This window comes from Clostridium sp. HGF2 (assembly GCF_964240115.1).
In the GTDB taxonomy this organism is placed as follows: Bacteria; Bacillota_I; Bacilli_A; order Erysipelotrichales; family Erysipelotrichaceae; genus Clostridium_AQ; species Clostridium_AQ innocuum.
Genome location: NZ_CAXSSO010000004.1, coordinates 224,138 through 248,584, shown reverse-complemented (window position 1 = coordinate 248,584; position 24,447 = coordinate 224,138). Strand labels below are relative to the sequence as shown.

The window sequence follows — 24,447 nt, the reverse complement described above, 5'->3', positions numbered from 1 at the left end:
TTTTATTTTCAGGTGAAAGCGGAAACATTGTGAACTTTGTGTGAAGTAAAGTATCTTTGTTGACATCGCTGTATTTTTGAATATAATAGTTAAGGTAGTTAATTATTAAGTTACTTAACTAATTGGAGAGGTGATACAATGGATGAGATGGATATTGTCAGGAAGGTTACACATTTATTTTACATGTTTCGCAGAGACAACCTGCTGAAAAAAGATGATCATCCGAAAATGAAGCATCGCGATATCATGGTCCTGGATGCCATTATGAAGCTCAATGACGGCAATCTGGTAAAGATGAGCGAGCTGAGTGATTATTTTCAGGTCACGCCCGCTGCGATTTCCCAGATTATAAAGCAGTTTGAGAAAAAGGGGTGGGTGGACCGGATTCTTTTGGATACAGATCGCAGAAGCGTCTATATTCAGGTAAGCGAGGATGCCCGTCGGATGATGAAAAACTGTGAAGCCTTTATGACAGAGCGTCTTGTCGAATTCATTGAGGAACTCGGTGAGGAGGATGCCAATGCGTTTGTCCGCATACTGGAAAAGGCACTGGCATATTCTCAGAAACGCAAAGAAAAGCTTGAGGAAGGAGAACAGAAATGACGAAATTAGGTAAATATCTGAAGCCGTTTGCCCTATCGATTCTGGCGATTGTGGCATTGCTGTTCACGCAGGCGATGTGTGAGCTGGCGATGCCGGATTATATGTCCAGTATAGTCGATGTCGGTATCGTATCCGGTGGTGTGGAAGACGGTGTTCCGAGTGTAATTCGTGAAAGTGAAGTAAAAAAGCTTGTTCTGTTCATGGATAAAAAGGAACAGAAGGTCTTTACAGACAATTACACAAGGCTCATAAGTGAAGAAGCAACTGACGATCAGCTGGATGCCTATCCGATACTGAAAAAGGAAAATGTATATGAGCTGAAGGATGTGGACAGTGCGACAAGAGATACCATAAAGGAATCTCTGCGCAAGGCGGAAACGACTGTCATGGGGCTGGAGCAGAGTGCTGCCGAGGCCAAAAGCGGAAAATCCTCATCCAGCAGGGAATTGTCGGATGAACAGAAAAAGATGATGAAGCTGCTATCCAGTCTGCCGAAAGGAATGGACATCTTCACCGTTTTGGAAACCATGCCATCAAAGCAGCTGATGGATATGAAACAGGAAATGAATAAGGTGACCGATGCCATGGGGGCAGAAACCGCAGATACTGCCAATGCAGCCTATGTGCGAAATGAATACAAGGCCATCGGTGTTGATGTGGATGCCATACAGTATACCTATCTGTTCCAGCACGGGTTTATGATGCTGGCGGTAGCGCTTGGCTCTGCGGCTGCGGCAGTTGCTGTCGGCTTTCTGGCAGCGCGTATCGCGGCAGGTGTATCCAGAAACCTGCGCAAGGATGTTTTCAATAAGGTTGAACACTTCTCCAGTGCTGAATTTAATAAATTCTCCACGAATACGCTGATTACACGTACCACCAATGATATCCAGCAGATTCAGATGGCGTTGGTAATGATTCTGCGTATTGTCATCTATGCTCCGATCATAGGTATCGGTGCTGTGATCAAGGTTGTAAATACCAATGTATCCATGACATGGATCATCGCACTTGTCGTTGTGCTCATTCTGAGTATCATGATGGTGGCATTCGCCTTTGTTATGCCGAAGTTCAAGATGCTGCAGAAGCTGATGGACAAGCTGAATTCCGTCGTTCGTGAAATTCTGGATGGAATGCCGGTCATCCGTGCCTTCAATAATCAGAAATGTGAGAGTGAGAAATTTGCGAAAGCAAACGGTGATATTCTGAAAACCAATTTGTTCACCACACGTGCCATGGCATGTCTGATGCCGCTGGTCATGCTGATTATGAACTGCGCCTCGATACTGATCGTATGGATCGGCTCCCATCAGATTGATTCCGGAGCATTGCAGGTTGGTGATATGATGGCGTTTATCCAGTATGCAATTCAGATTATCATGGCATTCATGATGATTACAATGATATCCATTATGCTGCCAAGAGCGAGTGCGGCTGCACAGCGTGCCATGGAGGTACTGCATACCGAGCCGAGCATCTGCGATCCGTTAACAGCAGAGCACTTTGATGAAGCAAAACGCGGCTGTATTGAATTCCATCATGTCAGCTTCCGCTATCCGGGCGCTGAGGAGGATGTTCTTCACGATATCAGCTTTACGGCACAGCCGGGTGAGACAACCGCCTTTATCGGAAGTACCGGAAGCGGTAAATCAACCATCATCAATCTGGTTCCGCGCTTCTTTGATGTAACAGAGGGAAGTATTCTGGTGGACGGTGTGGATGTCCGCAGGGTATCTCAGCATGATCTGCGTGAAAAAATAGGATATGTACCGCAGAAGGGTTCTCTGTTTACCGGTACGATTGCCAGCAATCTGCAATATGCGAATGAGGATGCGACAACGGCCGATATGGAAGAGGCCGCATCGATTGCACAGGCACTGGACTTCATTGATGAGAAACAGGAGCGCTTTGATGCACCGATTGCACAGGGTGGTACGAATGTTTCCGGTGGACAGCGTCAGCGCTTGTCCATCGCAAGGGCGCTTGTCAAAAAACCGGAAATTTATATCTTTGATGATACCTTCTCCGCACTGGACTTCAAAACAGATGCCCGCCTGCGAAAGGCACTGAATGAATTATGCCAGGAAACCAGAAGCACGGTTCTGCTGGTTGCACAGCGTATTTCCAGTATCATGCATGCCCAGCGCATCGTTGTTCTGGATAAGGGGCAGGTAGCTGGCATCGGTACCCATGAGGAACTGATGAAGTCATGCGATGTCTATAAAGAAATCGCATATAGTCAATTATCAAAGGAGGAACTGGAAAATGAGTAAAGAAAACCGTTCTTCACATGCAGCGAAGCGAGGACCGATGGGGCACAGAGGCCCGGGTGCTCCTACAGAAAAAGCTAAGAATTTTAAGGGCACCATGAAGCAGCTGATTGCCTACATGCGCCCCTACTATCTGAATATTATCGTATCCATGCTCTTTGCCGTACTGTCTGTGGTCTTTATGGTCGTCGGACCAAAGATTCTGGGAAGGGCGACAACTGAGCTGGTCAGCGGATTTACCGCTAAAATATACGGAACAGGATCCATCAATTTTGACCGCATTGCGGAGATTCTGTTATTTCTGATTGCTATCTATCTGATTTCCACCTTATGTAATTTCATTCAGAACTGGATGATGGCAGGTGTGGCACAGAAGGTATCCTTCAATCTGCGTAAGACAATGGCGGCGAAAATCGACATTCTGCCATTCTCCTATTTTGATAAGCAATCTCATGGTGAGGTGCTGTCACGCTTTTCCAATGATATTGATACGGTACAGCAGACCCTGAGTCAGTCTCTGGCACAGATGATTTCCTCCATTGTACAGATTATCGGCTTCCTTGTCATGATGCTGTCCATTAGCTGGCAGATGACGCTGATGGCACTGGTTGTCATTCCGCTGTCCCTGTTCCTGGTAACCACTGTTGTTAAGCATTCTCAGAAATATTTTGCTAAGCAGCAGCGCTCTTTGGGAAATGTGAACGGACACATTGAGGAAATGTATAGCGGTCACATTGTCATGAAGGCCTTCAATGGAGAGGAAAAGAGCATTGCTCAGTTTGCGGAATACAACGACGAGCTTTATGATTCCGCTTGGAAATCACAGTTTCTAAGCGGCTTGATGCAGCCGATTGCCATGTTTGTCGGAAATATCGGCTATGTCGGTGTGTGTATTCTGGGAGGCTGGCTGGCGATGAACGGCGTCATCGAAATCGGAGATATCCAGTCCTTCATCATCTATGTACGAAACTTCAACAACCCGATTTCTCAGGTTGCGCAGACGATGAATGTCCTGCAGTCTACAGCTGCTGCGGCTGAGCGTGTGTTTGAGTTTTTGGCAGAAGAGGAAGAGGTCAGGGAAACCGCACAGCCGGTTGAAGTCTTTGATGCGAACGGACATACGGATATCAAGGGACAGGTTACCTTTGAAAACGTGCACTTTGGCTATACTCCGGACAAAATCGTTATCAATGATTTCTCCATGTATATCAAGCCGGGGAAGAAAATTGCCATCGTCGGGCCAACCGGTGCCGGAAAGACGACAATCGTTAAGTTGCTGATGCGCTTTTATGAGCTGAACAGCGGCAGTATCTATATTGACGGCATTAAAACGACGGATATGCGCAGAAGCGATTTACGTTCTCTGTTTGGCATGGTGCTGCAGGACGCGTGGCTGTTTAACGGAACTGTCATGGAGAATCTGCGTTATGGCCGTCTGAATGCAACCGATGAGGAAGTCATGGCTGCGGCAGACGCTGCCTATGTCGATCATTTCATTCGTACGCTGGATCATGGCTATGATACGATGATCAATGAGGAATCCAATAATATTTCGCAGGGACAGAAACAGCTGCTGACCATTGCGCGTGCCTTCCTTGCGGATCCGAAGGTACTGATTCTGGATGAGGCAACATCTTCTGTCGATACGCGTACCGAGGTGCTGATTCAGAAGGGCATGGAGAAGCTGATGGAGAACCGTACAAGCTTTGTGATTGCACACCGTTTGTCTACGATTCGGGATGCGGATCTGATTCTTGTTATGAAGGATGGCGACATTGTGGAAGCCGGAAATCATGAGGATCTGATGAAAGCGGATGGCTTCTATACCAAGCTGTACAACTCCCAGTTTGAGGAAGTATAAACAGACGTTTCAATCTGTGAGCAGAAAATATAAAGAAGACGATTTGTCACGAGATTCTGACAAATCGTCTTTTGCAGTTGCATGCTTGATACCATACGGAATGGTGATTGCTTTGTGTGAATTTCACATGGCTCCATGTACATGAGGAAGGATCTCGCGGTTCAGGCTTTTTTGCACAATGGTGCTTGTACAGCAGGTATAAAGTGATCCAGACGGTGATTTGTATTATTTTGATAAGAATTTCGCGGATATATATGCCGGTTATCGGTTATCGTGATTTGAAGAGTAGGGAAGGATACATCGGTATATTAGGGTATACAATCGGCCTGGATACGGCCTGGATGATTTTGTTGTTGTACATCGAATTTGCATGGATTTATAAGGGGTAGCCGGTATTCGAGCGTATAGCTGCAAGATATGTATACCAATACAATTTTTGATTAGCAGAAATAGAACCGCAATTTGCGGATTCCTGGCTGTATGCAGATATCCTTTCATGCAGAGGATAAAAAATGGTCAATTTCATCTATTGACCATTTTTATATCCGGATTTCTGTAGCTTATCCGTTTCCATGCAGACTTCCGTTTGCGGACGGCTTTATTCTGCCGGCTCAAGCTGCTTTTTTGCGGAGGACAGGGCTTCATAGGCCCCGTTGAGTTCTTCCATGGAGCATTCTCTGTTCATGCATTCATACGCCTGATAAAAGGCCTGCTCATAGGACTTCCAGGAAGCGGGGGTACAGGATTCGATCACCAGCTCGCTGCTTTGGACAAGCAGGGTGCGAATGGCATCCATGGTTTGAAAATAGGTATGCTCCCGTTCGATCTCTGAAAGCAGATCATGAAAAGTCCAGCCTTTGTTATGCTTTGTCAGCATTGCTTTTCGCTGCATGGCAGTTCCCTTTGCCTGCAGACATTCATTCACCTTTTGAATATCCTCATCCGAAGCATCTTCAAACAGCATGAGGTCAATGCTGTGGTGAGCAGGCTTCGCATCCGGTATCTCATCAAATCCGGGAAGGCCCATCAAATTGGCAACACACTGATTGAGATCAGCATCCTGCAGGATACGGTAATCCGCATGCATGTCCTTCAGTACCTGTTCCACAATGGGCTGCTTCTGCTGCTCGTCACCAAAATATATTAGTATTCTCTTCATTTCATTTCACTCCTATAGTTGATGGAAGCGCTTCTGTGCAAAGCTATCCAGTCGCATATAGAATACCACATCAACAGCAATACATACAATCACCATGCCTGCCGTACCGAAAAGAAGATAGTCATCCGGCAGGATGAAGAGCAGCACACAGGTCACAACCGTCATAGCCATACCTGCCAGCATGGACACGATTCCTGACATATTCTGCTTAACAGCAGCTGCCTCCTGTTCCCAAACCAGCTTGGGGTGCAGGATATCCAGCGCAAGACTGGCATAATTGCCAAGTACGATGGTGATAAGGGAAGCAGCTGCGGCAGCGAAATACCAGGTAAGCGGGAAAATCGGCAGCAGGAAGTATACACAGACCATCGTCAGCAGCATGCTGATGACAGACATCAGAATACCGCTGAGTACCTTAGCCTGCAGCTGCTGCTTCAATGACATGGGAATGTATTTCATGAAGGAGATATTTGTTCCCTCACGCGATATGGCGGTTGAAGAAATCATGTTCAGATTACTGAACAGAAAGCCTGAGGCCATGCCGGCAAGTACAGCATAGGGGAGCATGCCGTCCAGATACGGTGTGATATCCGGAAGCTGCTGCAGCAGGACATCCGCATCCGCTGTTATAAAGATGACCAGCAGCATGATCGGCATCAGTATACACATGCCGATACAGTTGATTGCATACACCGGTGTACGGATAAGCAGACGCAGCTCCTTAATCAGATAGGTGCGTACCTTGCTGTGGCGGCTGACACGCGCAAAATCCTTTGCGGACAGCTCCTTGCGGGAGCTTTTTGTTTCGCTGAAGCCGATGGCTCCCTTAAAGTACAGCCATTTTCCCAGAATGACCAGGACCGCCAGAGCAGCACAGGTGATGAGTATATAGTAAACCAGCTGCAGTGCATCGCTGCTGATAAGTGCTTCTGCGGCAAAGGGGATAGCCGGAAATATTTTGGAGAACAGGGAAATCATGGAATTATTCCCCTGTGTCAGCATCGAAATGAGCGCATTGGGATCCTCTGCAATCGTACCGGAGTTCATTGCAAAGCTGAAGCCGAAGGCCAGAATGATGGAAAGGATACCGACAATCATATTGAAGCGGTCGCGGTTTTTGAAAAACGGCACAAAGCGCATCAGCAGCATCGTGATGATGCTGGACAGCACGAGGGGATAGATTGGAAGGGTAATGAAAATCACCAGCGCAAGCAGAATATAGGGAATACCAATCGCAGCATTGTTTGCATAGGCGATGTACAGCGGTACGCAGACGATCAGTGTAAAGGCATATTCATACACAAGACACACACTGAATTTGGCACTCAGAATGGTCTGCGGCGGCAGCGGAAGCGCCAGCAGGGTTTCGGAATCCTTGCTGAAATAAAAGATGGAGGGAATCAGAAAAATGGAAAACAGAAAGGTTACCAGTGAGGAAATGTGAAAGCCCAGTGCCAGAACGGCTCCCTCCTGCTGCAGGGGCTGCAGCTGTGCCATGGCAGTGTTGAACATCATGTACAGCGTGAAGCCTAACGGAATCATACAGACTGCAAGCACGCCATATATGAACACGTTGAGTGCCTTCTTGGATTTGCCATCGCTCATCATCCCCATGGAGTTCTTTAACAGAACCCGTGTCAGAGACAGATATTTACGCATGGGCAATGACCTCCATGAACAGGGCTTCCAGAGAATCACATTGCGGATGCAGCTGCTTCAGCTCCTCCAGTGTACCGAAGAACACGATGCGTCCCCTGTTGATGATGGCAACCTTATCGCATAAACGCTCCGCCACCTCCAGCACATGGGTGGAGAAGAAAACAGTGTTTCCCTTGCGGGCATGCTCCTTCATCATTTCCTTCAGAGAATAGGAGGACTGCGGATCCAGACCGGTCATCGGCTCATCCAGAATCCATACGTTTGGATCGGAAAGCAGCACACCCATGATGACGATTTTCTGCCGCATACCGTGGGAATAGGAAAGAATGCGGTCATTGAGTGCGTCCTTCATCTCGAAGGTTTCCGCAAGGGAGGTGATGCGCTGCTTGCGCTGCTCGCTGTCGACCTCATAGATATCTCCCATAAAATTCAGGTATTCCAGCCCCTTTAACCGCAGGAAAATATCAGCGTTGTCCGGAACGATTCCGAATTCCTTTTTTGCCTCCAGCGGCTCCTTAACGATGTTTTTCCCGTTGATCAGGATTTCTCCCTCATCCGGATTGAGCACACCCGTGATCATTTTGATCGTTGTGGTTTTGCCGGCACCGTTTGGGCCGATAAAGCCGATGATTTCTCCCGTAGGTATTGTCAAAGAGATATCATCCACAGCCTTGTGGGTACCTCCGTATATTTTTGTTACATGCTTGATTTCAATCATTTGTTTTCTCCTTTCATCCGCTTTGAGCGAAACAGTGAATATGAATAGATATAGGGCGCCAGAGCCATTGCCAATGCAATTCCAAGGATAGACCCCGTCAGAATTTCCTTTGGCAGCACACTGAGCAGCATCATGAGCAGTCCGGCCGCAAACCATAAGCGTCCAGCCATGCGATGAGTTCTGCGCCAGTTATCCTCATCCTCCAGTGCCCATGGAGTTTTGATGCCGATAAAATAATTCTGGCGGATTTTCGGCATTAGATTGCCCATGACGGCAAACAGGAAACCAAGCCCCAGCGTGATCGCCATTGGAACATCCAAAGCATCTGGCTTCCATGCGGAAATAGCAGTTATCAGACACATGCCGAAAATAAGCAGACACAGTACCATTAGAAATACGTTACAGGTAGATACAAAGTGCTCCACGTTTTTCCTGCGTGGATCCGTGCTTCTGACAAACTGGAAACCGACGCTGATCACGAGCTGCAGCACAGGAAACAGGAACAGAAAAAGCTTGTCGCACCAATTGTCGATAACACCCTCCGCATTCCAGTGAATCGGAATCTGCGCAGGCAGGAAGGGGAGAATTACAAGACAGAATAGAAACGTTATCAGAATCAAAAACGCAATACTCAGGGTTTGCTTTTTCATTGCTCTTCTCCTTTCAGGGATGTGATCCAGCCGATGATTTCATCAATCACGCTGGTATTCAGCTCATAATAAATGTATTTCCCTTGTTTTTCATCCGTAATCAGACCAGCCTTTCTAAGAATGGAAAGATGATGGGATATCGTGGCATTTGTGCTTGAAAAATGTGAAACGATATCTCCGGCACTGCGCTTGCCGTCCTTTAGCAGATTTACAATTTCTCTGCGAGTCGGATCGGACAGCGCCTTGAAGGTTTCCTGAAATCCCATAGCATCGCCCCTTTCATTTCGATAACTGTCTAAATGAAGTATAGAACAGAACGATTGGATTGTCAAACAAATTCCGTATGGATAGTAATTTTGTATAAACTATGGTAGAATGAAAACCAGCAACGGAGGTATCCGCATGAAGAAACCCATGTCAAAAACGAAAAAAATTATATATGATATACTGTTCGTCATCGCTCTGGCCGTTTTTCTGTTTTCCGCCTATAAGCTGATCAGCATCTACTATCTGAATTATCAGGAGGGGAAGGAAAAGGATGCGGTACAGGAGGTTGCCAAGGTTCCCAAAAATCCGGAAAAGGAGGATTTCACGATTGACTGGAAGGCATTGAAGGAGAAAAATCCGGAGGTTGTCGGCTGGATTCTGATCCCTGATACAGATATATCCTATCCCATTGTGCAGGGAAGTGATAATTCCTATTATCTGAATCACACCTTTGAAAAAAAGGAAAATTATGCCGGTGCTATTTTTATGGATGCCGGCGCAGATGCTTCCTTTCAGGATCGCAATACCATCATCTACGGACACAATGTCAAGCACGGTACCATGTTTGCCGAGCTGGAGAAGTTTAAGGAGCAGGCATTTTTTGAACAGCATCCGTATCTGTATATCTTCACAGAGCAGCAGAATTACCGCTGCGAAATATTCAGTATGTATTCAACGAGTGCAACGAGTGCCTCCTACCGGCTGCAGTATGCGGATGATGCGGACTTCAAGAGCTATGTGGATATGGTGAGGGAGCTTTCGGATTTTAACCGAAAGGTATCGGTCAAAGGACAGGATCGCATCGTTTCGTTAAGCACCTGTTCCTATGAACGTGACGGACAGCCCAGCGAGCTGCGCTACCTGCTGCACGCCAGACTTGTGAAGTGGGACGGGGCATTGAAGAAATAAAGCCAGCTGCATTTTAAAGAGAAAAAAGCAAATCCTGCGTTTGGATAGCGGAATGCTCAGGATTGAAAGGAGAATATGCAATGCATATGAAATCAAGAATTATCGGACTGCTGTTTCTGGCAGTTGGAATCGGATATTTGGGAGGCGCCATGGACTGGTGGGATTTCTCCATCTTTTTCCCGGGCTGGTGGACACTGTTTCTGATCATCCCGGCAGTATTCAGCTTTTTTGAGGACGGCTTCCATTTCGGAAACGGCTGTGTTTTTATTCTGGGGGTATATCTGCTGTGCAGTGCAAATGACTGGATCAGTATTCGCCTGACATGGGGAATGCTGGTGGCAATCGGCTTGATTCTGCTCGGCTGCCGTATGATCATCGGGGACAGCTTTCTGCGGTTTAAACATAGTGACAGTGTCCTGCAGGAGGAGGATGGCCGCCGTGATTTGCGCAGTGCCACCTATTTCGGCAACAAACGGCTGAATGCTCATGGTATTGTGTATTCACTGAAGGCGGAAAGTGTTTTCGGAACGCAGATGATTGATCTTGTGGATGCGGACTTAACGGAATGCGGCTATGTGAAGCTGGAAGCGGTGTTTGGCAGCATCGACCTGCTGGTCAGTGACAGGATACATTATCGCGTGAAAAGTGAAAATGTGTTCGGAAACACCCGTGTGGAGCATCATCCGGAGGGCTCACAGGATCTTGCGGTAGATGTATCCTGCGTCTTTGGAACGATCAATTTACGCAAGGTGCATGTCGAGGATGATATCCTGAATGGGAAATACAGAGAAAAGTAGTCGGGTACTACTTTTTTTCTTGCTGGCATACACTGTGTCAGAGGTGGTAGTTATGTTTTCCAGAAAGTGCAGGACGCTCACCGTACTGATTCTGCTGCTGGTGGTCATCGGCGTGATCATGGTGGGCAGCTCTTCCCGTGTATGGGCATCCGCGAAATTCGATGATGCATCCTATTTTATGAGCAGACAGGCCGTGTTTGCACTCATTGGGGTCTTTGTCATGTATGTGGCCAGCCGTATTTCCCTGACGAAGCTTCGCAGGTACGGGAAAAAGCTGTTTATCCTGTGTGTGATCGCTCTGATTCTGGTATTGATTCCGGGGCTAGGAATCCAGCGAAACGGTAGCCGCAGCTGGTTTGGTGTCGGCTCCTTTCTGATTCAGCCATCTGAATTTTTCAAAATTGCCATCATCATTTACGTTGCGGATTTTCTGGCAAAGCGCTACCGCATCAAAACCTTTAAGCGCGATCTGCTGTTTCCGGCCTTTCTGGTCATGCTTGGCTTTGGTCTGATTCTGCTGCAGCCGGATTTTGGAAGCGGCATGGTTATGGTCTGTTCCATCGTCGTCATGGTGCTGGCGGCGGATTCACCGCTTTCTTATTTTGTGCGAGTCGGTATGCTGGGGGCTGCCGGTCTGGGTGGACTGATCATATCCGCGCCCTACCGCCTTGCCCGTATCACCTCCTTTATCGATCCGTGGAAGGACCCGCTGGGGGCAGGCTTTCAGATCATACAGTCATTGTTTGCCATCTCACCGGGAGGGATTTTGGGTGTCGGCTTTGATAACAGCATGCAGAAGCATTTCTATCTGCCGGAGCCGCAGACGGATTTCATCTTTGCCATCTTCGCCGAGGAATTCGGCTTTATCGGCTGCTGTATCCTTATCACCTTATTTCTGATGGTGATTTATCAGGGCGTGAAGATTGCCAAAAACAGCAGTGATCCTTATCTGTGCTATGTCGCTATCGGCTTGATCTCGCTGTTTGCCATTCAGGTGATGATCAATCTGGGCGTTGTTGTCGGTCTGTTTCCGGTTACAGGCATCACCCTCCCCTTTATATCCTACGGAGGCAGCTCGCTTGTGGTCATGATGGGCAGCATGGGGCTCTTGATGAGCATTGCAAATGAAAGCTGAAAAACATAAAATTTACTGCGCAGTAACACGTCTTCCTATGGTATAATAAAAAACAAGGAGTGATTACATGAGAATGCTGATTGCCACTGGAGGGACCGGAGGTCATATCTATCCTGCCCTGGCGCTGGCGGATGCCGCAAAAGAGCGCTATGGGGATATTGAGATATTGTTTGTGGGGAATGATGATCGAATGGAGGCCAGTGAAGTACCGTCCCATGGTTACGCCTTTCAGGGACTGCATGCCAGCGGACTGACAGGAAATGTCTTCAACAAGTGCAGGGCACTGCTGTTGATGATGAACTGTTACCGAAAAGCCTGCAGGATCATTGATGAATTTAAACCGGATATTGCGATTGGCTTTGGAGGCTATGTGAGTGCACCTGTCATGCTGGCGGCACATCATAAGCATGTAGCTACCATGATCCATGAACAAAACTCCATTGTCGGAGTTTCTAATAAAATGGTTGCTAAGTATATGGATGCGATCGTCATCTGTTATGAAAAATGCTTTGAGGAGTTCGGCAGAGAAAAAACCAGACTGCTGGGAAATCCCCGTGCAACCAATGCGGTCCATGCCAAATTTGACAGGGACTACTTTTTATCACTCGGTCTGAGCCTGCACAAGCCGCTGATCCTGGTTGTTATGGGGTCATTGGGTTCCACATCGGTCAATGCCATCATGAAGGATGCACTGCCTGCTGTGAGTGAACGGTATCAGATCCTGTTTGTGACAGGGAAAAACAATTACGAAGAGATGCGTAAGCAGATTCATGCTCCGCATGTAAAAGTCGTCGATTATGTAAAACAGCTGGATATTATGGCGCATGTCGATCTGATCGTCTGTCGTGCCGGCGCAACAACCGCAGCGGAAATCACTGCACTCGGTACACCGAGTATACTGGTGCCGAGTCCCTATGTTGCCCATAACCATCAGTTTTATAATGCCAGCGTACTGGTTGATCACAAGGCGGCTGTCATGCTGGAGGAAAAGGATTTGAATGCGGAGGCACTATCCAACGCAATCGATCGCATCATGTCGGATGATTTGCTGCGTGCTTCCATGCACAGCGCTTCGTTAGCGCTTGGAAAACCGAATGCGAGTGAGGATATACTGAACTGGTGCGATGAAATGAAAAGGTGAACATAGATGAATATAGAAATGAAACTACAGTCCTATGGCGATGTGGAATGCCGGGTGCCGCTGTCCAAGCGGACGACATTTCGTATCGGCGGGACTTGCAAATATTTTATTTATCCGAAAAATGAGCTGTGTCTGCTTCGGATACTGGACATTCTGGAGGAGGAAGGAATTCCGCACCGGATATTCGGCAAGGGAAGCAATATCCTTTGCAGCGACGATGATTATGAAGGGGCGATCCTTTGTCTGGACCGCTATTTTACTGATTTTTTCTTCGAGGAGGAAGGCTCCTGTCTGGTACAGGCGGGTGCCAGCATCATCATGCTCGCACATGAAGCGATGAAAAAATCCTTCAGCGGGCTGGAGTTTGCCAGTGGCATACCCGGTACGCTTGGGGGCGCTGTTTTCATGAATGCCGGTGCTTATAAAAGTGACATATCACAGATTCTGAAAGAGGTTTACATTTTAAAGGACCGCTCGATAGTTGTTATGCGCGTCGAGGAGCTGGAATACGCATACCGCCACTCGATTTTTCAGAGTCACCGCGACTGGATTATCCTGGGGGCAAGACTGCAGCTGCAACTGGGGGATCAGAAGGAAATTCGTGATTTAATGGATTCCCGAAGAAAGCGCCGTATGGATTCCCAGCCGCTGGACAAGCCGTGTGCCGGCAGTATGTTTCGCAATCCTAAGGATCATCAGGCATGGCAGCTGATTGAAGAAATCGGTATGCGTGGTACACGGATTGGCGGAGCGATGGTTTCAGAAAAGCATGCGAATTTTATCGTCAATGAAGATCATGCAAGGGCAGAGGATGTAGTACAGCTGGTAGAAGTCATTCAGAAGGAAGTACAGGACCGTTTTGGTGTTGAGCTGATTACGGAAGTGGAGAAATTCAATTGGAAGATATAAACGATCTTCTCTATGATGACGTCGAAGCGAAATACCTGGCCCTTCAGAATAAGAAAAAGAACCGCAGGAAGAAAAAACGAAAGAAACGACTGCTGATTCTTCTGGTTGCTCTCGCGCTTGCCGCGCTGTACTTTATCAGTGATTTTTCAAAGGTGAAATCACTGGATGTAAGAGGAAATTCCTTCTATACGAAACAAATGGTTCTTCAAAAGGCAGGACTGACCTATGACAGCCGCTATATCGTCATCCCCCGCTTCTATCTGGAATGGAAGCTGGAGAAGGATGATCTGATTGAAGCTGCCACTATACATAAGGAACTGGATGGTGCCATTACCATTGAAGTGAAAGAAAAGAGCATTGTCGGATATTATATCGATAATGGGAAAAACTATGCATTGGTGAATGACGGAAGCAGTCTGGTAATCGACAGCACCATGCTGGATACGATTGTGAATTATCCGCTCGTGGACGGCTTTACGGCTGCGGAGCGGAAAAAGCTTGCCAAAAGCTTTGGCGGAAAACAGAAGGTGGAGGATTCCATTGTGCAGATGATATCGGAAATGGTTCCGTATGAAACATCATATGACAAGCATATGGTGAAAATCATCATGCAGGACGGCAACACCATTTTTACCTCCTATGAGTCCATGCCGCTGCTCAACGATTATCTGGGGACGCTGAAGCGTCTGAAAAAAAGCAATGTCTGTTTATGGCCGGATGCCGCTACGCATTCCATACATAACGAAAATTGCAGTAAAAAAGAATAAACAGGCAAGAAAAGAAGGAACATTCTTGGAAATCTATACGGTTTTTGGTATAATAAATAAGATGTAAGGAGGAATATTATGTCAATCTCTAAAAGTACACAGTATGGAAATATCGAAATTTCCATTGATGCCATTGCTTCATTGGCAGGCGGTGTTGTGACAGAATGCTATGGAGTAGTCGGAATGGCTTCTCAGAAATTTCTGAAGGACGGTATCGCAGAACTGTTAAAGAAAGAAAATTACGCAAAAGGTGTTGTGGTTCGACAGAAGGAAGATCATCTGGAGCTGGACCTGTACATCGTAGTGTCTCATGGAGTAAAAATCAGTGAGATTGTTTACGAAGTGCAGCAACGTGTGAAATATATGCTTGAAAAATCCCTGGAACTGGAATTCAAAAAAGTGAATGTCTATGTGCAGGATGTAAAGGTTATGAAATAGGGTACTGCATATGGAGACAATTAACGGAAGTTTATTTAAGGATATGCTGGCCAGCGGTGCGAATCTGCTGTCCAACAAATTCAGTGAAATCGATGCATTAAACGTATTCCCGGTACCGGATGGTGATACGGGAACAAATATGTCTTTGACATTCAATGCCGGCGTACAGGATGCGCTGGCTTGTCCGAGTGATGATGTCTGTGAAATCGCCAAGGTATTGTCCAAGGGACTGCTGATGGGGGCACGCGGTAACTCCGGTGTTATCACCTCTCAGATTTTCCGTGGTCTGTATCAGGGTGTGGAAGGCATGAAGGAAATCAACGGATTCCAGCTGGCCAATGCACTGGTACAGGGATCACGTGTTGCGTATAAGGCGGTTATGCGTCCTGTTGAGGGAACGATTCTGACCGTTGTGCGTGAGGCGGCTGATTATACGTATGCCTATGCAACCTCTACACAGGATGTAACGGTAACGCAGGTAATGGAGAAGATGGTGGAGGAATCCAAGGAATCTCTGATTCGTACACCGGAGCTGTTGCCTGTCCTGAAGGAAGTCGGTGTCGTGGACAGCGGCGGTGCCGGTCTTGTGACGATTTTTGAAGGCTTCCTTTCTGCAATGAAGGGAACTGTAATTCAGAAAGAGGAAGCTGGCGAAGCAAGCGAGGGTGTTCAGGCATCCATGGAAAGTGAGGAATTCGGTTATTGTACGGAATTCATCATTCGCCTGTCTGAGCGCGGTATGAAAAATTTCAGAGAGGATTCTCTGCGTGATTCTCTGGCAAGCATTGGTAATTCCATTGTCTGTGTGCAGGATGATGATATTGTAAAGGTGCATGTGCATACACTGACACCGGGAGATGCCCTGAACATGGGGCAGCGCTATGGCGAATTTGTCAAGCTGAAGGTTGAAAATATGCAGGAACAGCATGAGAACATCATGATGAATGCTGCAGTTGAAAAAGAAGAGGCGCCACAGCAGCCGAAAAGCAAATATGCAATCATCACGGTTGCGGCCGGTGATGGTTTAAAGGATATGTTTACAGAGCTTCGTGCTGATTATGTTATCAGTGGCGGGCAGACGATGAATCCTTCCACAGAAGATTTTGTACAGGCAATCGACAAGGTGAATGCCGAGCATATCTTCATTCTTCCGAACAATTCCAATATTGTACTTGCGGCACAGCAGGCTGCTTCGGTTTGTGAGGATCAGCATGTGGAGGTTATTCCGACAAAGACGATTCCGCAGGGGCTGAGCGCATGCATCATGTTCAATCCGGAAGTGGATTTTGATATGAACCTTTCAGAAATGAGCGATGCGATTGCACTTGTGAAAACCGGACAGGTAACCTATGCGATTAAGGATACCACCTTTGAGGGTATGGAAATCCGTGAAGGTGATTATATGGGTATTCTGGAAAAGGATATCATTGTATCGAATCCGGATAAGCTGGATACGACACGTCATCTGATCGATGCCATGGTGGATGAGGAAAGTGAAATCGTCACACTGATTTATGGTGAGGATATCACAGAAGAAGAAGCACAGGGAATTGCTTCCTACATTGAAGATAAATACGATGTTGAAGTGGAAGTGAACAGCGGTAATCAGCCGGTGTACAGCTTCATTCTCGGTGTCGAATAAAAGAAACAGAGGAAGTGCCAATCAAACTGGCACTTTTTATTTGCGAAATTTGGATGCTCTTGTGATGAAATGATTGTATAAGTCAGCATTTCTTATTTTTTGATTCATGTCATTCTCATAAGCTGGCGAAAAACCTGTTTCGTTTTATGTCATTTCCGTGGCTGAGGAAAAACTTCTTTCTTTTAAAAATACAACACAGAATTTATATCATTCTATTAGCATGAATATCTAAACAGTGAGATGGCACTGTTTATTTTTTCTATACCTTAAAAGTAATGGATATAATACTCATCTATACCTTTTAAGCATGGAAAACTATTTGATATAAGTGTTTGTCATATATAAAAAGAGAAGGTATGATGATGATAGGAAATGAAAGGGAGGCTGATCAGAAAATAAAGCATATCAATACATCATAAGCTGTATGTCAAATTTGGATTGGGGTAGAGAAATCGGAGGGATGGATAAGGCAACACGCTTTCCTGAGCATCTGCCACATACATCCTAAGGCTACAGTACATCGGGAATCGTACTCATGAACAAACAGCAAGGTGGCAAAAAATAACATAACGTGTTGAAAACACGAGAGGCTCTTACCAGGGCAATAAGGAGGACAGTATATGTTAGGAAATTTCAGTTATGTAAACCCGACAAAGCTCTATTTTGGTGAGGATGCACTTTCCCATTTGCATGAGGAGTTATCAAACTATGGCAACCGTATCTTACTTGTATATGGAGGAGGTTCGATTAAGAAAAACGGAGTTTATGATGCAGTATGTGAAATACTGCGGGCAAATGGAAAAGAAATCTATGAGGATGGCGGAGTCATGCCAAATCCTACCGTGGAAAAGCTGCGGGAAGGCTGTGACATTGCACGAAAAAATCAGGTGGATTTCATATTGGCAGTTGGAGGCGGCTCCGTATGCGATTATGCCAAGGCTGTATCTGTTTCCATTCATTGCGAAGAAGATCCGTGGGAGAAATATTATTTGCGGATGGAGGATGTATCCTGTGAGATTGTTCCAGTAGGCTGCATTCTTACCATGGTGGGGACCGGTTCGGAGATGAACGGCGGTGCGGTGATCACCAATCATGAACAGAAGCTGAAAATCGGTCATGTGTTTGGTGAAAACGTATTTCCAAAATTCGCAATTCTGAATCCGACATATACGTATTCCCTTCCCAAATATCAGATGGTTTCCGGTATCTATGATATTTTCAATCATATATGTGAACAGTATTTTTCCGGAGAAGATGACAATACAAGCGATTATATCAGTGAAGGACTGTTGCGTTCGATCCTTCATTCCTCCTATGCAGCTATAAAAAATCCTCAGGATTATGAAGCCCGCAGCAACATCATGTGGACGGCAACCTGGGCATTGAACACACTGATCGCAAAAGGTAAGACAACGGACTGGATGGTACATATGCTGGGACAGGCGGTAGGAGCCTGTACGGATGCGACGCATGGCATGACGCTGGCAGCAGTGTCCATGGCATATTATCGTTTCCTTTGTTCGTATGGTCTGTCAAAATTCGTCCGCTTTGCACAGAATGTTTGGAATGTGAATCCGCAAGGAAAAACGCCAGTGGAAATCGCGGAAGAAGGTCTTGATCGCATGGAACAGTGGATGAAGGATCTCGGTTTGATCATGCATCTTACAGAGCTTGGTGTGCATGAGGATATGATGGAAGATCTTGTGGATGCCACACTGCTTATGGAAGGTGGTTATAAGATTCTTAACCGCGATGAAATCCTTCAGATCTTTAAAGAAAGTATGTGAGATTTCTGTTGGAAATCAAGGTTTGGTATATGAAAGATCATTTTATAAAAATACTGGCTGTCATGGGATTGCTGCTGTGTGCTGGCTATACTCGGCAAAGACAAACAGCGGGGAAAAACAATCCCGCTGACAGAGGCACCGTGAAGGAAGAAAGTACTATGGAAATCATGATACAGGACGAACACGATACTACGGTACGCTTTGTGCTGTTCTCATCACCAGCTGCCAAGTCTTTTTACGAACAGCTGCCGCTGCGTGTGAACGTGGAAGACTACAGCGATAATGAAAAAATCTTTTATCCCTTGAAGGAGCTGGAAATGCAGGATACACCACAGGCTGTAGCTTCTTCAGGCACGCTGGCATATTACAAGCCATGGAACAACATTGTCCTGTTTTATGAAAATGGTCAGCCCTCGGATACATTGTATGCACTGGGAGAAGCAGTTTCCGGAAAGGATAATATCAAAAAGTTGCAGGGAATGATAAATATCACAAAATATAAAAATAACACGGTATCCAAAAAACAGAAAGTAAAGGAAGAACAGCAGCGTGTGAAGGCTCACATCGGTACAAAGATGTTCACGTTATCCTTGCATGATTCTGAATCTGCCCGTGCATTTTTAAAGCGTTTCCCCATGACGGTAACGATGCAGGAGCCGAATGGAAATGAGCTTTTCGCATATATGGATGAGAATCTGCCAACAGATGCACAGCGTGCAACGAAAATTCATACCGGTGATGTAAAGCTGTTTGGCAGGGATTGCCCGATGCTGTTCTATAAAGATTTTACCACTGCATATTCCTACACATCCCTTGGAAAGGTGGATGACGCAGAGGCACTTGCACAGGCATGGAAGGAAACAAAGAGGTTATATTTACGTATTAGAGAAATTGACGTTATTTGAATCAGGATGGATACGGCATCCCGCTATGTGTCCTTCTCCATATTTGCTATTCCGGTTTGCAGCTGCTTTAGAAATTTTTCAGAAGCTTTGGAGAAAATCTGATATTTTTTCCATATCAATGTCATACCGACACGCAGGGGTGGCTCTAAAGGCTTAAAGCAGATGGAGGATTCATCCGATGTATGAATGATGTTGTCTAAAGCAAAGGAATAGCCGATACCGTTTTCCACCATGACAGAACCGTTGTATAGAAGGTTGAAGGTTGCGATGATGTTCAGCTGAGTAGGATCTTTTTGCAGCCACTGGAAAATATTATCTTCATTATTTTTGGAATTACGACTGCAAATCAGAGGCTTATCCCATAAATCCTCTGGCACGATGACATCTTTTTCCGCAAGCTCACTATCCTTTCGCATTAAAATACCATACGTATCTTTGCAGGGCAGCTCAATATAATCGTATTTCGATTTGTCAAAAATACCAAACACAAGTCCAAAGTCGATCAGCCCCTTATCCAGATCATCCAGCACATCCTTTGTATCTCCACTGGAAATGTGCAGGCGGAGCTGAAACTGCTGCTTTTGCAGCTGCTGAACGGCATGGATCAAAATGGATACCGCATGTGTTTCACCTGCTCCGATATAAAGATCTCCCTCTGTCACATTATCTTGTAAGGTGATCTCATCCTCGGTCTTCTTTACCAGATCAAGGATTTCCTCTGCCCGTTTTCTTAAAATCCTGCCTTCCTGCGTTAAGGTGATTTTTCGATTGCTGCGGATAAACAGCTGTTTTCCCAGCTCATCCTCCATATCCTTCATCTGTCTGGATAACGTCGGCTGAGATATATGCAGAAATTCTGCTGCACCGGATATGCTTTGTTCACGTGCGATTGTAAGAAAATATTGAAGTACTCTTAATTCCATTATGATATCCTCCTGATCACTGTTATGAAAGAAAATACTTTCGTTTCCCATCATGGGGCAGAGCCGTTCGATTATGCTGCACAGTTCCCATAATAGCGCTATAACAACCTACCATAAAGAATGAAATGCTTCATTTTTTATTCTTCGGGTGCTGTAATCTATACCCCATTATACCACAGTGCGTGGCATGTGACATACAGGAAAAAAGAGCAGTCACGATTACGGATCGAAGAGTATCCATAATCATCGTTTTACACTACTGTAATTTAGAAAATTATTACAAACTATATAGAGGATTGAAAAATGAAAAAGGGAATTGAAAACACACTATGGTACATGAAGGAATGCGGTTGTCAAGAGGATATCATCCGGGAATATGAAAAACTTATAGAATCGCCGCATAGAGAAGAAGCTGTTGCTATGCTTGAGATGTATTGCAAACAATTGCAGGAACAAATAGAAAAGGAATATAAAGCAGTTGACCGCATGGATTATCTGATCTATGAAATTGAGAACAGCGAAACATAAGGAAGATTCTTCCTGAAGGGAGGCGAGGATATGAACATGAAAGAATTTTGCAGGCAGTATGCTGTGACGGAGGATGTGATCAAAGCCTTCCTTCATGCAGGGTTATTGAAGGACTTTGAAGATGATTTGGAAAGGGGTCGTCTTTGCTGTTTCGCTGTACAGCGACTGGAAACCTGTTTGTGTTTGCATGCACTGGGCTTTGATATACAAACGATAAAAGCATACTGTTCCTTAGCAGAATCAGAAGGCGATACCCGGGCGCTGAGAAAGGAAATGTTACAAGAGCGCCGCGATGAGCATCTGAAGAATGCACATCGGATAAAGAAAACGCTGGATTGTCTGGATGCTGTTTTACAGGAGCTGAAATCGGATACAGAAGGTGGAACATGAGAAGGAAGGATATTGCCGCATTTTTTGGAATCCTCTGTTATACACTCACTGTGTTTGCCGGTCTTTATGTATACTATACAAAAACTACAATGCTTTATGGAACGATATGTGAAACAGAAAGCAAAGGATACAGGAAGGAAGCAGAACGAAAAAAGCATAATTTAGAGTTACGTATGCCAAGTGATAAGTCTGTGTATAAGGAACAGGCTTCCGCATCAGCGGAGCCGATATAAAAACAGATAGGAACAGAATACAGGTTACCACACATAAGGAAAGGCATAAAGCTCATGCCGTAGAGTAGGAAGCTATATCGTCTATCCAAATCATTTGTAACATAAACAGTTTACCAAACGTGGTAGAAGGAGGCAGTTTTATGAAGAATATTATCGTTATCAGTACGAGCTTAAGAAAAAATGGAAATTCCGAACGTCTTGCGGATGCATTTGTAAAGGGTGCGAAGGAGGCAGGTCATATGGTAGAAAAATGTTCGCTGCAAGGTTGTGCTATGCATTTTTGCACAGGCTGCATGGCATGCCAGCATAGCAGGCAGGGGCAGTGTGCAATGCCGGATGATGCGGATATCCTGATACAAAAGATGGCAGCAGCGGATGTTATCGCATTTGCAACACCGGTATATTTCTATGAAATGTGCGGACAGATGAAAACTTTGCTGGATCGGACAAATCCGTTGTTTCCGATTCCTTATAAGTTTAAAGATATCTATCTGTTAACGACAGCCGCTGATTCTGAGCAACATGCAATGGACGGGGTGATCAAGGGTCTACAGGGCTGGATTGACTGCTTTGATAAGAGTTGGTTAAAGGCTGTGGTATATGGTACCTCGATCGATGGTATGGATGCAGTACTTGAACATCCCGAAATCTTAAACGAAGCCTATGAGCTGGGAAAAAAAGCGTGATGGAAATATCACAGGTTGAATAAAATAGGAGGTAGTAAGCATGGATACTATAAAACAGGCATATTTAACAGGAGAGAGAGCATTATTTCACGCATCGGATGTACAGGTGGAGGATAGCACCTTTGCGCAAGGGGAATCCCCGTTAAAAGAAAGCCGCAATATTCGTCTTCACAACAGCATCTTCAAGTGGAAATATCCGCTTTGGTATAGCACCGATATAGAATGCAGTCATATCACGCTGATGGAAACTGCACGCTCCGGTATCTGGTACAGTGAACATGTCACGATGAAGGATTGTGTTCTTCAGGCACCGAAAACATTTCGCAGATGCTCTGATATCACACTTGAGAATGTACAGCTTCCCAATGCTCAGGAAACCTTCTGGAATTGTTCCGATATCCGGCTACAGCGAGTACATGCTGCCGGGGACTATTTTGCGATGAATGCCGAAAACATCACCATTGATGAATTCACCTTATCCGGTAACTATGCATTTGACGGTGCAAAGCATGTGGAGCTTCATCATGCAACGCTGTTATCCAAGGATGCCTTCTGGAATTGTGAAGATGTAACCGTCTATGATTCATTGATTATCGGAGAATATCTGGGATGGAATGCAAAGAATGTGCGTTTTGTGAATTGCACCATCGACAGTCTGCAGGGAATGTGTTATATGGATCATGTTGTACTGGAAAACTGTAAACTCCTCAATACCACACTGGCATTTGAGTATTCATCGGTACAGGCAGATATCACTTCCTCCATCGAAAGCATATCCAATCCATATGAAGGCAGAATTCGTGCAAAAGAAATCAAGGAAATTCGATTGGAAAAAGAGTATGTGGATCCGTCGGGAACACAGATCGAGGTGCAGGAGCTGAGTGCATGAATCCGTTGTTTGATACCGTCATTGAGCGAAGAAACACCAATTCTCTAAAATGGAATGTAGAGGAGGATACCATTGCCATGTGGGTGGCGGATATGGATTTTCGAACAGCTCCCTGTATACAAAAAGCGATGCAGAATACTGCAGCTCTAGGAATCTATGGCTATTGTGAGGTTCCGGAAGCCTTTTATACAAGTATTCAGGAATGGTGGAGGCAGGAGCACTGCTTTGCGATGGAACGGGAATGGATGATGTTCAGCAGCGGGGTGGTGCCGGCAATTTCTTCCATGGTTCGACGGCTGACACAGCCTGCGGAAAAGGTGGTAGTGCTGTCTCCAGTATATAATATTTTTTATAATTCCATTGTGAACAACGGCAGAAGGGTTCTTGCCAGCGAGCTGCTGTATGAGGGAGGTACCTATGAAATTGACTTTATCGATCTGGAGCAGAAGCTGCAGGATCCGCTTACAACACTGATGATCATGTGCAATCCGCATAATCCGATTGGTAAAATATGGAGCAGGGAGGAGCTGACACAGATCAATGCACTCTGCAGAAAGCATCATGTGATCGTCATCAGTGATGAGATTCACTGTGATCTCTGTGAGCCTGGAAAAAAGTATCTTCCCTTTGCCGCGGTAAATGCATCATGTCTGCAAAACAGTATTACCTGTCTGTCCGCAAGCAAGGCTTTTAATCTTGCCGGATTACAGGCTGCCTGTGTTGTGATTGCGGATGAGGGGATACGCAATCGGATATGGCGCGGCTTCCATACGGATGAGGTGGCGGAACCAAATGTTTTTGCCTGTGAAGCAACCATTGCCGCATGGATGGAGGGGAAGGACTGGCTGAAGGATTTGAACCATTACATCAGTGCCAATAAAAAAACGGCACAGCACTATCTAAAAACACAGCTCCCTGAGCTGCATGCTGTCGAATCGCAGGCGACGTATCTGCTGTGGATTGACTGCCATGTACTGCATCCCTTTGTGGATCAGTTTTGTGATTTTCTGCATAAGGAACACGGGCTTCTTGTTTCCAAAGGCTCTGCCTATGGAAAAAGCGGAGAGGATTTTATAAGAATCAACATAGCCTGTCCCAATGCACTTATGCGCACGGGGCTTAAGCGGCTGTCAAAAGGCTATCGCGCATTTACGAAGCAGTTTTCAGAGTGCCGTTGAGCGTAT

Annotated in this window: 24 protein-coding genes; 18 read left to right on the top strand and 6 right to left on the bottom strand. The window is 45.7% G+C overall.

Annotated features, from left to right (window positions below; genetic code table 11):
• Positions 1 to 138 precede the first annotated feature (138 nt).
• The 3 genes from ACESPQ_RS09410 to ACESPQ_RS09400 are packed head-to-tail and all read left to right on the top strand — an operon-like array spanning position 139 to position 4,731.
• On the top strand, positions 139 to 603 hold the full coding sequence (locus tag ACESPQ_RS09410) for a MarR family winged helix-turn-helix transcriptional regulator (RefSeq protein ID WP_002610474.1): 465 nt from the start codon (positions 139 to 141) through the stop codon (positions 601 to 603).
• Positions 600 to 2,873, top strand: a complete 2,274-nt coding sequence (locus ACESPQ_RS09405; RefSeq protein WP_002610476.1) for an ABC transporter ATP-binding protein — start codon at positions 600 to 602, stop codon at positions 2,871 to 2,873. Before ACESPQ_RS09410 ends, ACESPQ_RS09405 begins: the two co-directional genes overlap by 4 nt.
• Positions 2,866 to 4,731 carry an ABC transporter ATP-binding protein gene (locus ACESPQ_RS09400; RefSeq protein ID WP_109770677.1) on the top strand — a complete coding sequence of 622 codons (1,866 nt, stop codon included), beginning with the start codon at positions 2,866 to 2,868 and terminating at the stop codon, positions 4,729 to 4,731. The genes ACESPQ_RS09405 and ACESPQ_RS09400 overlap by 8 nt, the downstream gene beginning before the upstream one ends.
• A 598-nt stretch (positions 4,732 to 5,329) precedes the next feature.
• Here ACESPQ_RS09400 and ACESPQ_RS09395 read toward each other — a convergent pair.
• The 5 genes from ACESPQ_RS09395 to ACESPQ_RS09375 are packed head-to-tail and all read right to left on the bottom strand — an operon-like array spanning position 5,330 to position 9,183.
• Positions 5,330 to 5,890 carry a DUF3783 domain-containing protein gene (locus ACESPQ_RS09395; RefSeq protein ID WP_002610482.1) on the bottom strand — a complete coding sequence of 187 codons (561 nt, stop codon included), beginning with the start codon at positions 5,888 to 5,890 and terminating at the stop codon, positions 5,330 to 5,332.
• A gap of 12 nt (positions 5,891 to 5,902) precedes the next feature.
• Positions 5,903 to 7,549, bottom strand: coding sequence for a putative ABC transporter permease subunit (locus ACESPQ_RS09390; protein ID WP_257376812.1), 1,647 nt, complete (start codon positions 7,547 to 7,549; stop codon positions 5,903 to 5,905).
• A complete protein-coding gene (locus tag ACESPQ_RS09385) occupies positions 7,542 to 8,267 on the bottom strand; it encodes an ABC transporter ATP-binding protein (RefSeq protein WP_002610485.1) in 726 nt (241 codons plus the stop codon). Before ACESPQ_RS09385 ends, ACESPQ_RS09390 begins: the two co-directional genes overlap by 8 nt.
• Positions 8,264 to 8,917, bottom strand: coding sequence for an SdpI family protein (locus ACESPQ_RS09380; RefSeq protein WP_373144293.1), 654 nt, complete (start codon positions 8,915 to 8,917; stop codon positions 8,264 to 8,266). Before ACESPQ_RS09380 ends, ACESPQ_RS09385 begins: the two co-directional genes overlap by 4 nt.
• Complete coding sequence (locus tag ACESPQ_RS09375; protein ID WP_002610489.1) at positions 8,914 to 9,183, bottom strand: autorepressor SdpR family transcription factor; 270 nt, start codon at positions 9,181 to 9,183, stop codon at positions 8,914 to 8,916. Before ACESPQ_RS09375 ends, ACESPQ_RS09380 begins: the two co-directional genes overlap by 4 nt.
• A gap of 136 nt (positions 9,184 to 9,319) precedes the next feature.
• Between ACESPQ_RS09375 and srtB the strand changes: the two genes are divergently transcribed.
• The 10 genes from srtB (at position 9,320) to ACESPQ_RS09325 (ending at position 19,614) form a co-directional block, all read left to right on the top strand.
• Positions 9,320 to 10,093 carry a class B sortase gene (srtB, locus tag ACESPQ_RS09370; protein WP_008728793.1) on the top strand — a complete coding sequence of 258 codons (774 nt, stop codon included), beginning with the start codon at positions 9,320 to 9,322 and terminating at the stop codon, positions 10,091 to 10,093.
• An 86-nt stretch (positions 10,094 to 10,179) separates the two neighbouring features.
• On the top strand, positions 10,180 to 10,890 hold the full coding sequence (locus ACESPQ_RS09365) for a LiaF transmembrane domain-containing protein (RefSeq protein WP_224720937.1): 711 nt from the start codon (positions 10,180 to 10,182) through the stop codon (positions 10,888 to 10,890).
• A 52-nt stretch (positions 10,891 to 10,942) separates the two neighbouring features.
• The gene (gene ftsW, locus ACESPQ_RS09360) at positions 10,943 to 12,025 is read left to right on the top strand and encodes a putative lipid II flippase FtsW (RefSeq protein ID WP_038274612.1); all 1,083 of its coding nucleotides are present in this window, start codon (positions 10,943 to 10,945) and stop codon (positions 12,023 to 12,025) included.
• Positions 12,026 to 12,092: 67 nt separating this feature from the next.
• Positions 12,093 to 13,166, top strand: coding sequence for an undecaprenyldiphospho-muramoylpentapeptide beta-N-acetylglucosaminyltransferase (gene murG / locus ACESPQ_RS09355; RefSeq protein WP_002610496.1), 1,074 nt, complete (start codon positions 12,093 to 12,095; stop codon positions 13,164 to 13,166).
• A gap of 6 nt (positions 13,167 to 13,172) precedes the next feature.
• Positions 13,173 to 14,075, top strand: coding sequence for a UDP-N-acetylmuramate dehydrogenase (gene murB / locus ACESPQ_RS09350; protein WP_002610497.1), 903 nt, complete (start codon positions 13,173 to 13,175; stop codon positions 14,073 to 14,075).
• Positions 14,063 to 14,842, top strand: a complete 780-nt coding sequence (locus ACESPQ_RS09345) for a cell division protein FtsQ/DivIB (RefSeq protein WP_002610498.1) — start codon at positions 14,063 to 14,065, stop codon at positions 14,840 to 14,842. Before murB ends, ACESPQ_RS09345 begins: the two co-directional genes overlap by 13 nt.
• Positions 14,843 to 14,920: 78 nt before the next feature.
• Positions 14,921 to 15,280, top strand: coding sequence for an Asp23/Gls24 family envelope stress response protein (locus ACESPQ_RS09340; protein WP_002610499.1), 360 nt, complete (start codon positions 14,921 to 14,923; stop codon positions 15,278 to 15,280).
• Between the two features lie 10 nt (positions 15,281 to 15,290).
• Entirely contained in the window at positions 15,291 to 16,922 is a 1,632-nt protein-coding gene (locus ACESPQ_RS09335) for a DAK2 domain-containing protein (RefSeq protein ID WP_002610500.1), read from the top strand.
• Between the two features lie 620 nt (positions 16,923 to 17,542).
• On the top strand, positions 17,543 to 18,709 hold the full coding sequence (locus ACESPQ_RS09330; RefSeq protein ID WP_002610501.1) for an iron-containing alcohol dehydrogenase: 1,167 nt from the start codon (positions 17,543 to 17,545) through the stop codon (positions 18,707 to 18,709).
• A gap of 29 nt (positions 18,710 to 18,738) precedes the next feature.
• Complete coding sequence (locus ACESPQ_RS09325; RefSeq protein WP_002610502.1) at positions 18,739 to 19,614, top strand: cyclophilin-like fold protein; 876 nt, start codon at positions 18,739 to 18,741, stop codon at positions 19,612 to 19,614.
• A gap of 23 nt (positions 19,615 to 19,637) precedes the next feature.
• On the opposite strand, the gene ACESPQ_RS09320 is transcribed toward ACESPQ_RS09325, so the two are convergent.
• On the bottom strand, positions 19,638 to 20,537 hold the full coding sequence (locus tag ACESPQ_RS09320) for a LysR family transcriptional regulator (RefSeq protein ID WP_002610503.1): 900 nt from the start codon (positions 20,535 to 20,537) through the stop codon (positions 19,638 to 19,640).
• 303 nt (positions 20,538 to 20,840) lie between these two features.
• Here ACESPQ_RS09320 and ACESPQ_RS09315 point away from each other — a divergent pair, with 303 nt between their 5' ends.
• The 5 genes from ACESPQ_RS09315 to ACESPQ_RS09295 all read left to right on the top strand — a co-directional run bounded on the left by ACESPQ_RS09315 (position 20,841) and on the right by ACESPQ_RS09295 (position 24,441).
• Entirely contained in the window at positions 20,841 to 21,065 is a 225-nt protein-coding gene (locus tag ACESPQ_RS09315) for a hypothetical protein (protein WP_002610504.1), read from the top strand.
• A 30-nt stretch (positions 21,066 to 21,095) separates the two neighbouring features.
• Positions 21,096 to 21,455, top strand: a complete 360-nt coding sequence (locus ACESPQ_RS09310) for a hypothetical protein (protein WP_002610505.1) — start codon at positions 21,096 to 21,098, stop codon at positions 21,453 to 21,455.
• A gap of 373 nt (positions 21,456 to 21,828) precedes the next feature.
• On the top strand, positions 21,829 to 22,374 hold the full coding sequence (locus ACESPQ_RS09305) for a flavodoxin family protein (RefSeq protein ID WP_257334874.1): 546 nt from the start codon (positions 21,829 to 21,831) through the stop codon (positions 22,372 to 22,374).
• A 40-nt stretch (positions 22,375 to 22,414) separates the two neighbouring features.
• Positions 22,415 to 23,263 (top strand): DUF3737 family protein, encoded by an 849-nt coding sequence (locus tag ACESPQ_RS09300; protein WP_002610508.1) that lies wholly within the window; start codon positions 22,415 to 22,417, stop codon positions 23,261 to 23,263.
• Entirely contained in the window at positions 23,260 to 24,441 is a 1,182-nt protein-coding gene (locus ACESPQ_RS09295) for a MalY/PatB family protein (RefSeq protein WP_257327740.1), read from the top strand. Before ACESPQ_RS09300 ends, ACESPQ_RS09295 begins: the two co-directional genes overlap by 4 nt.
• The last annotated feature ends 6 nt before the right edge of the window (positions 24,442 to 24,447 follow it).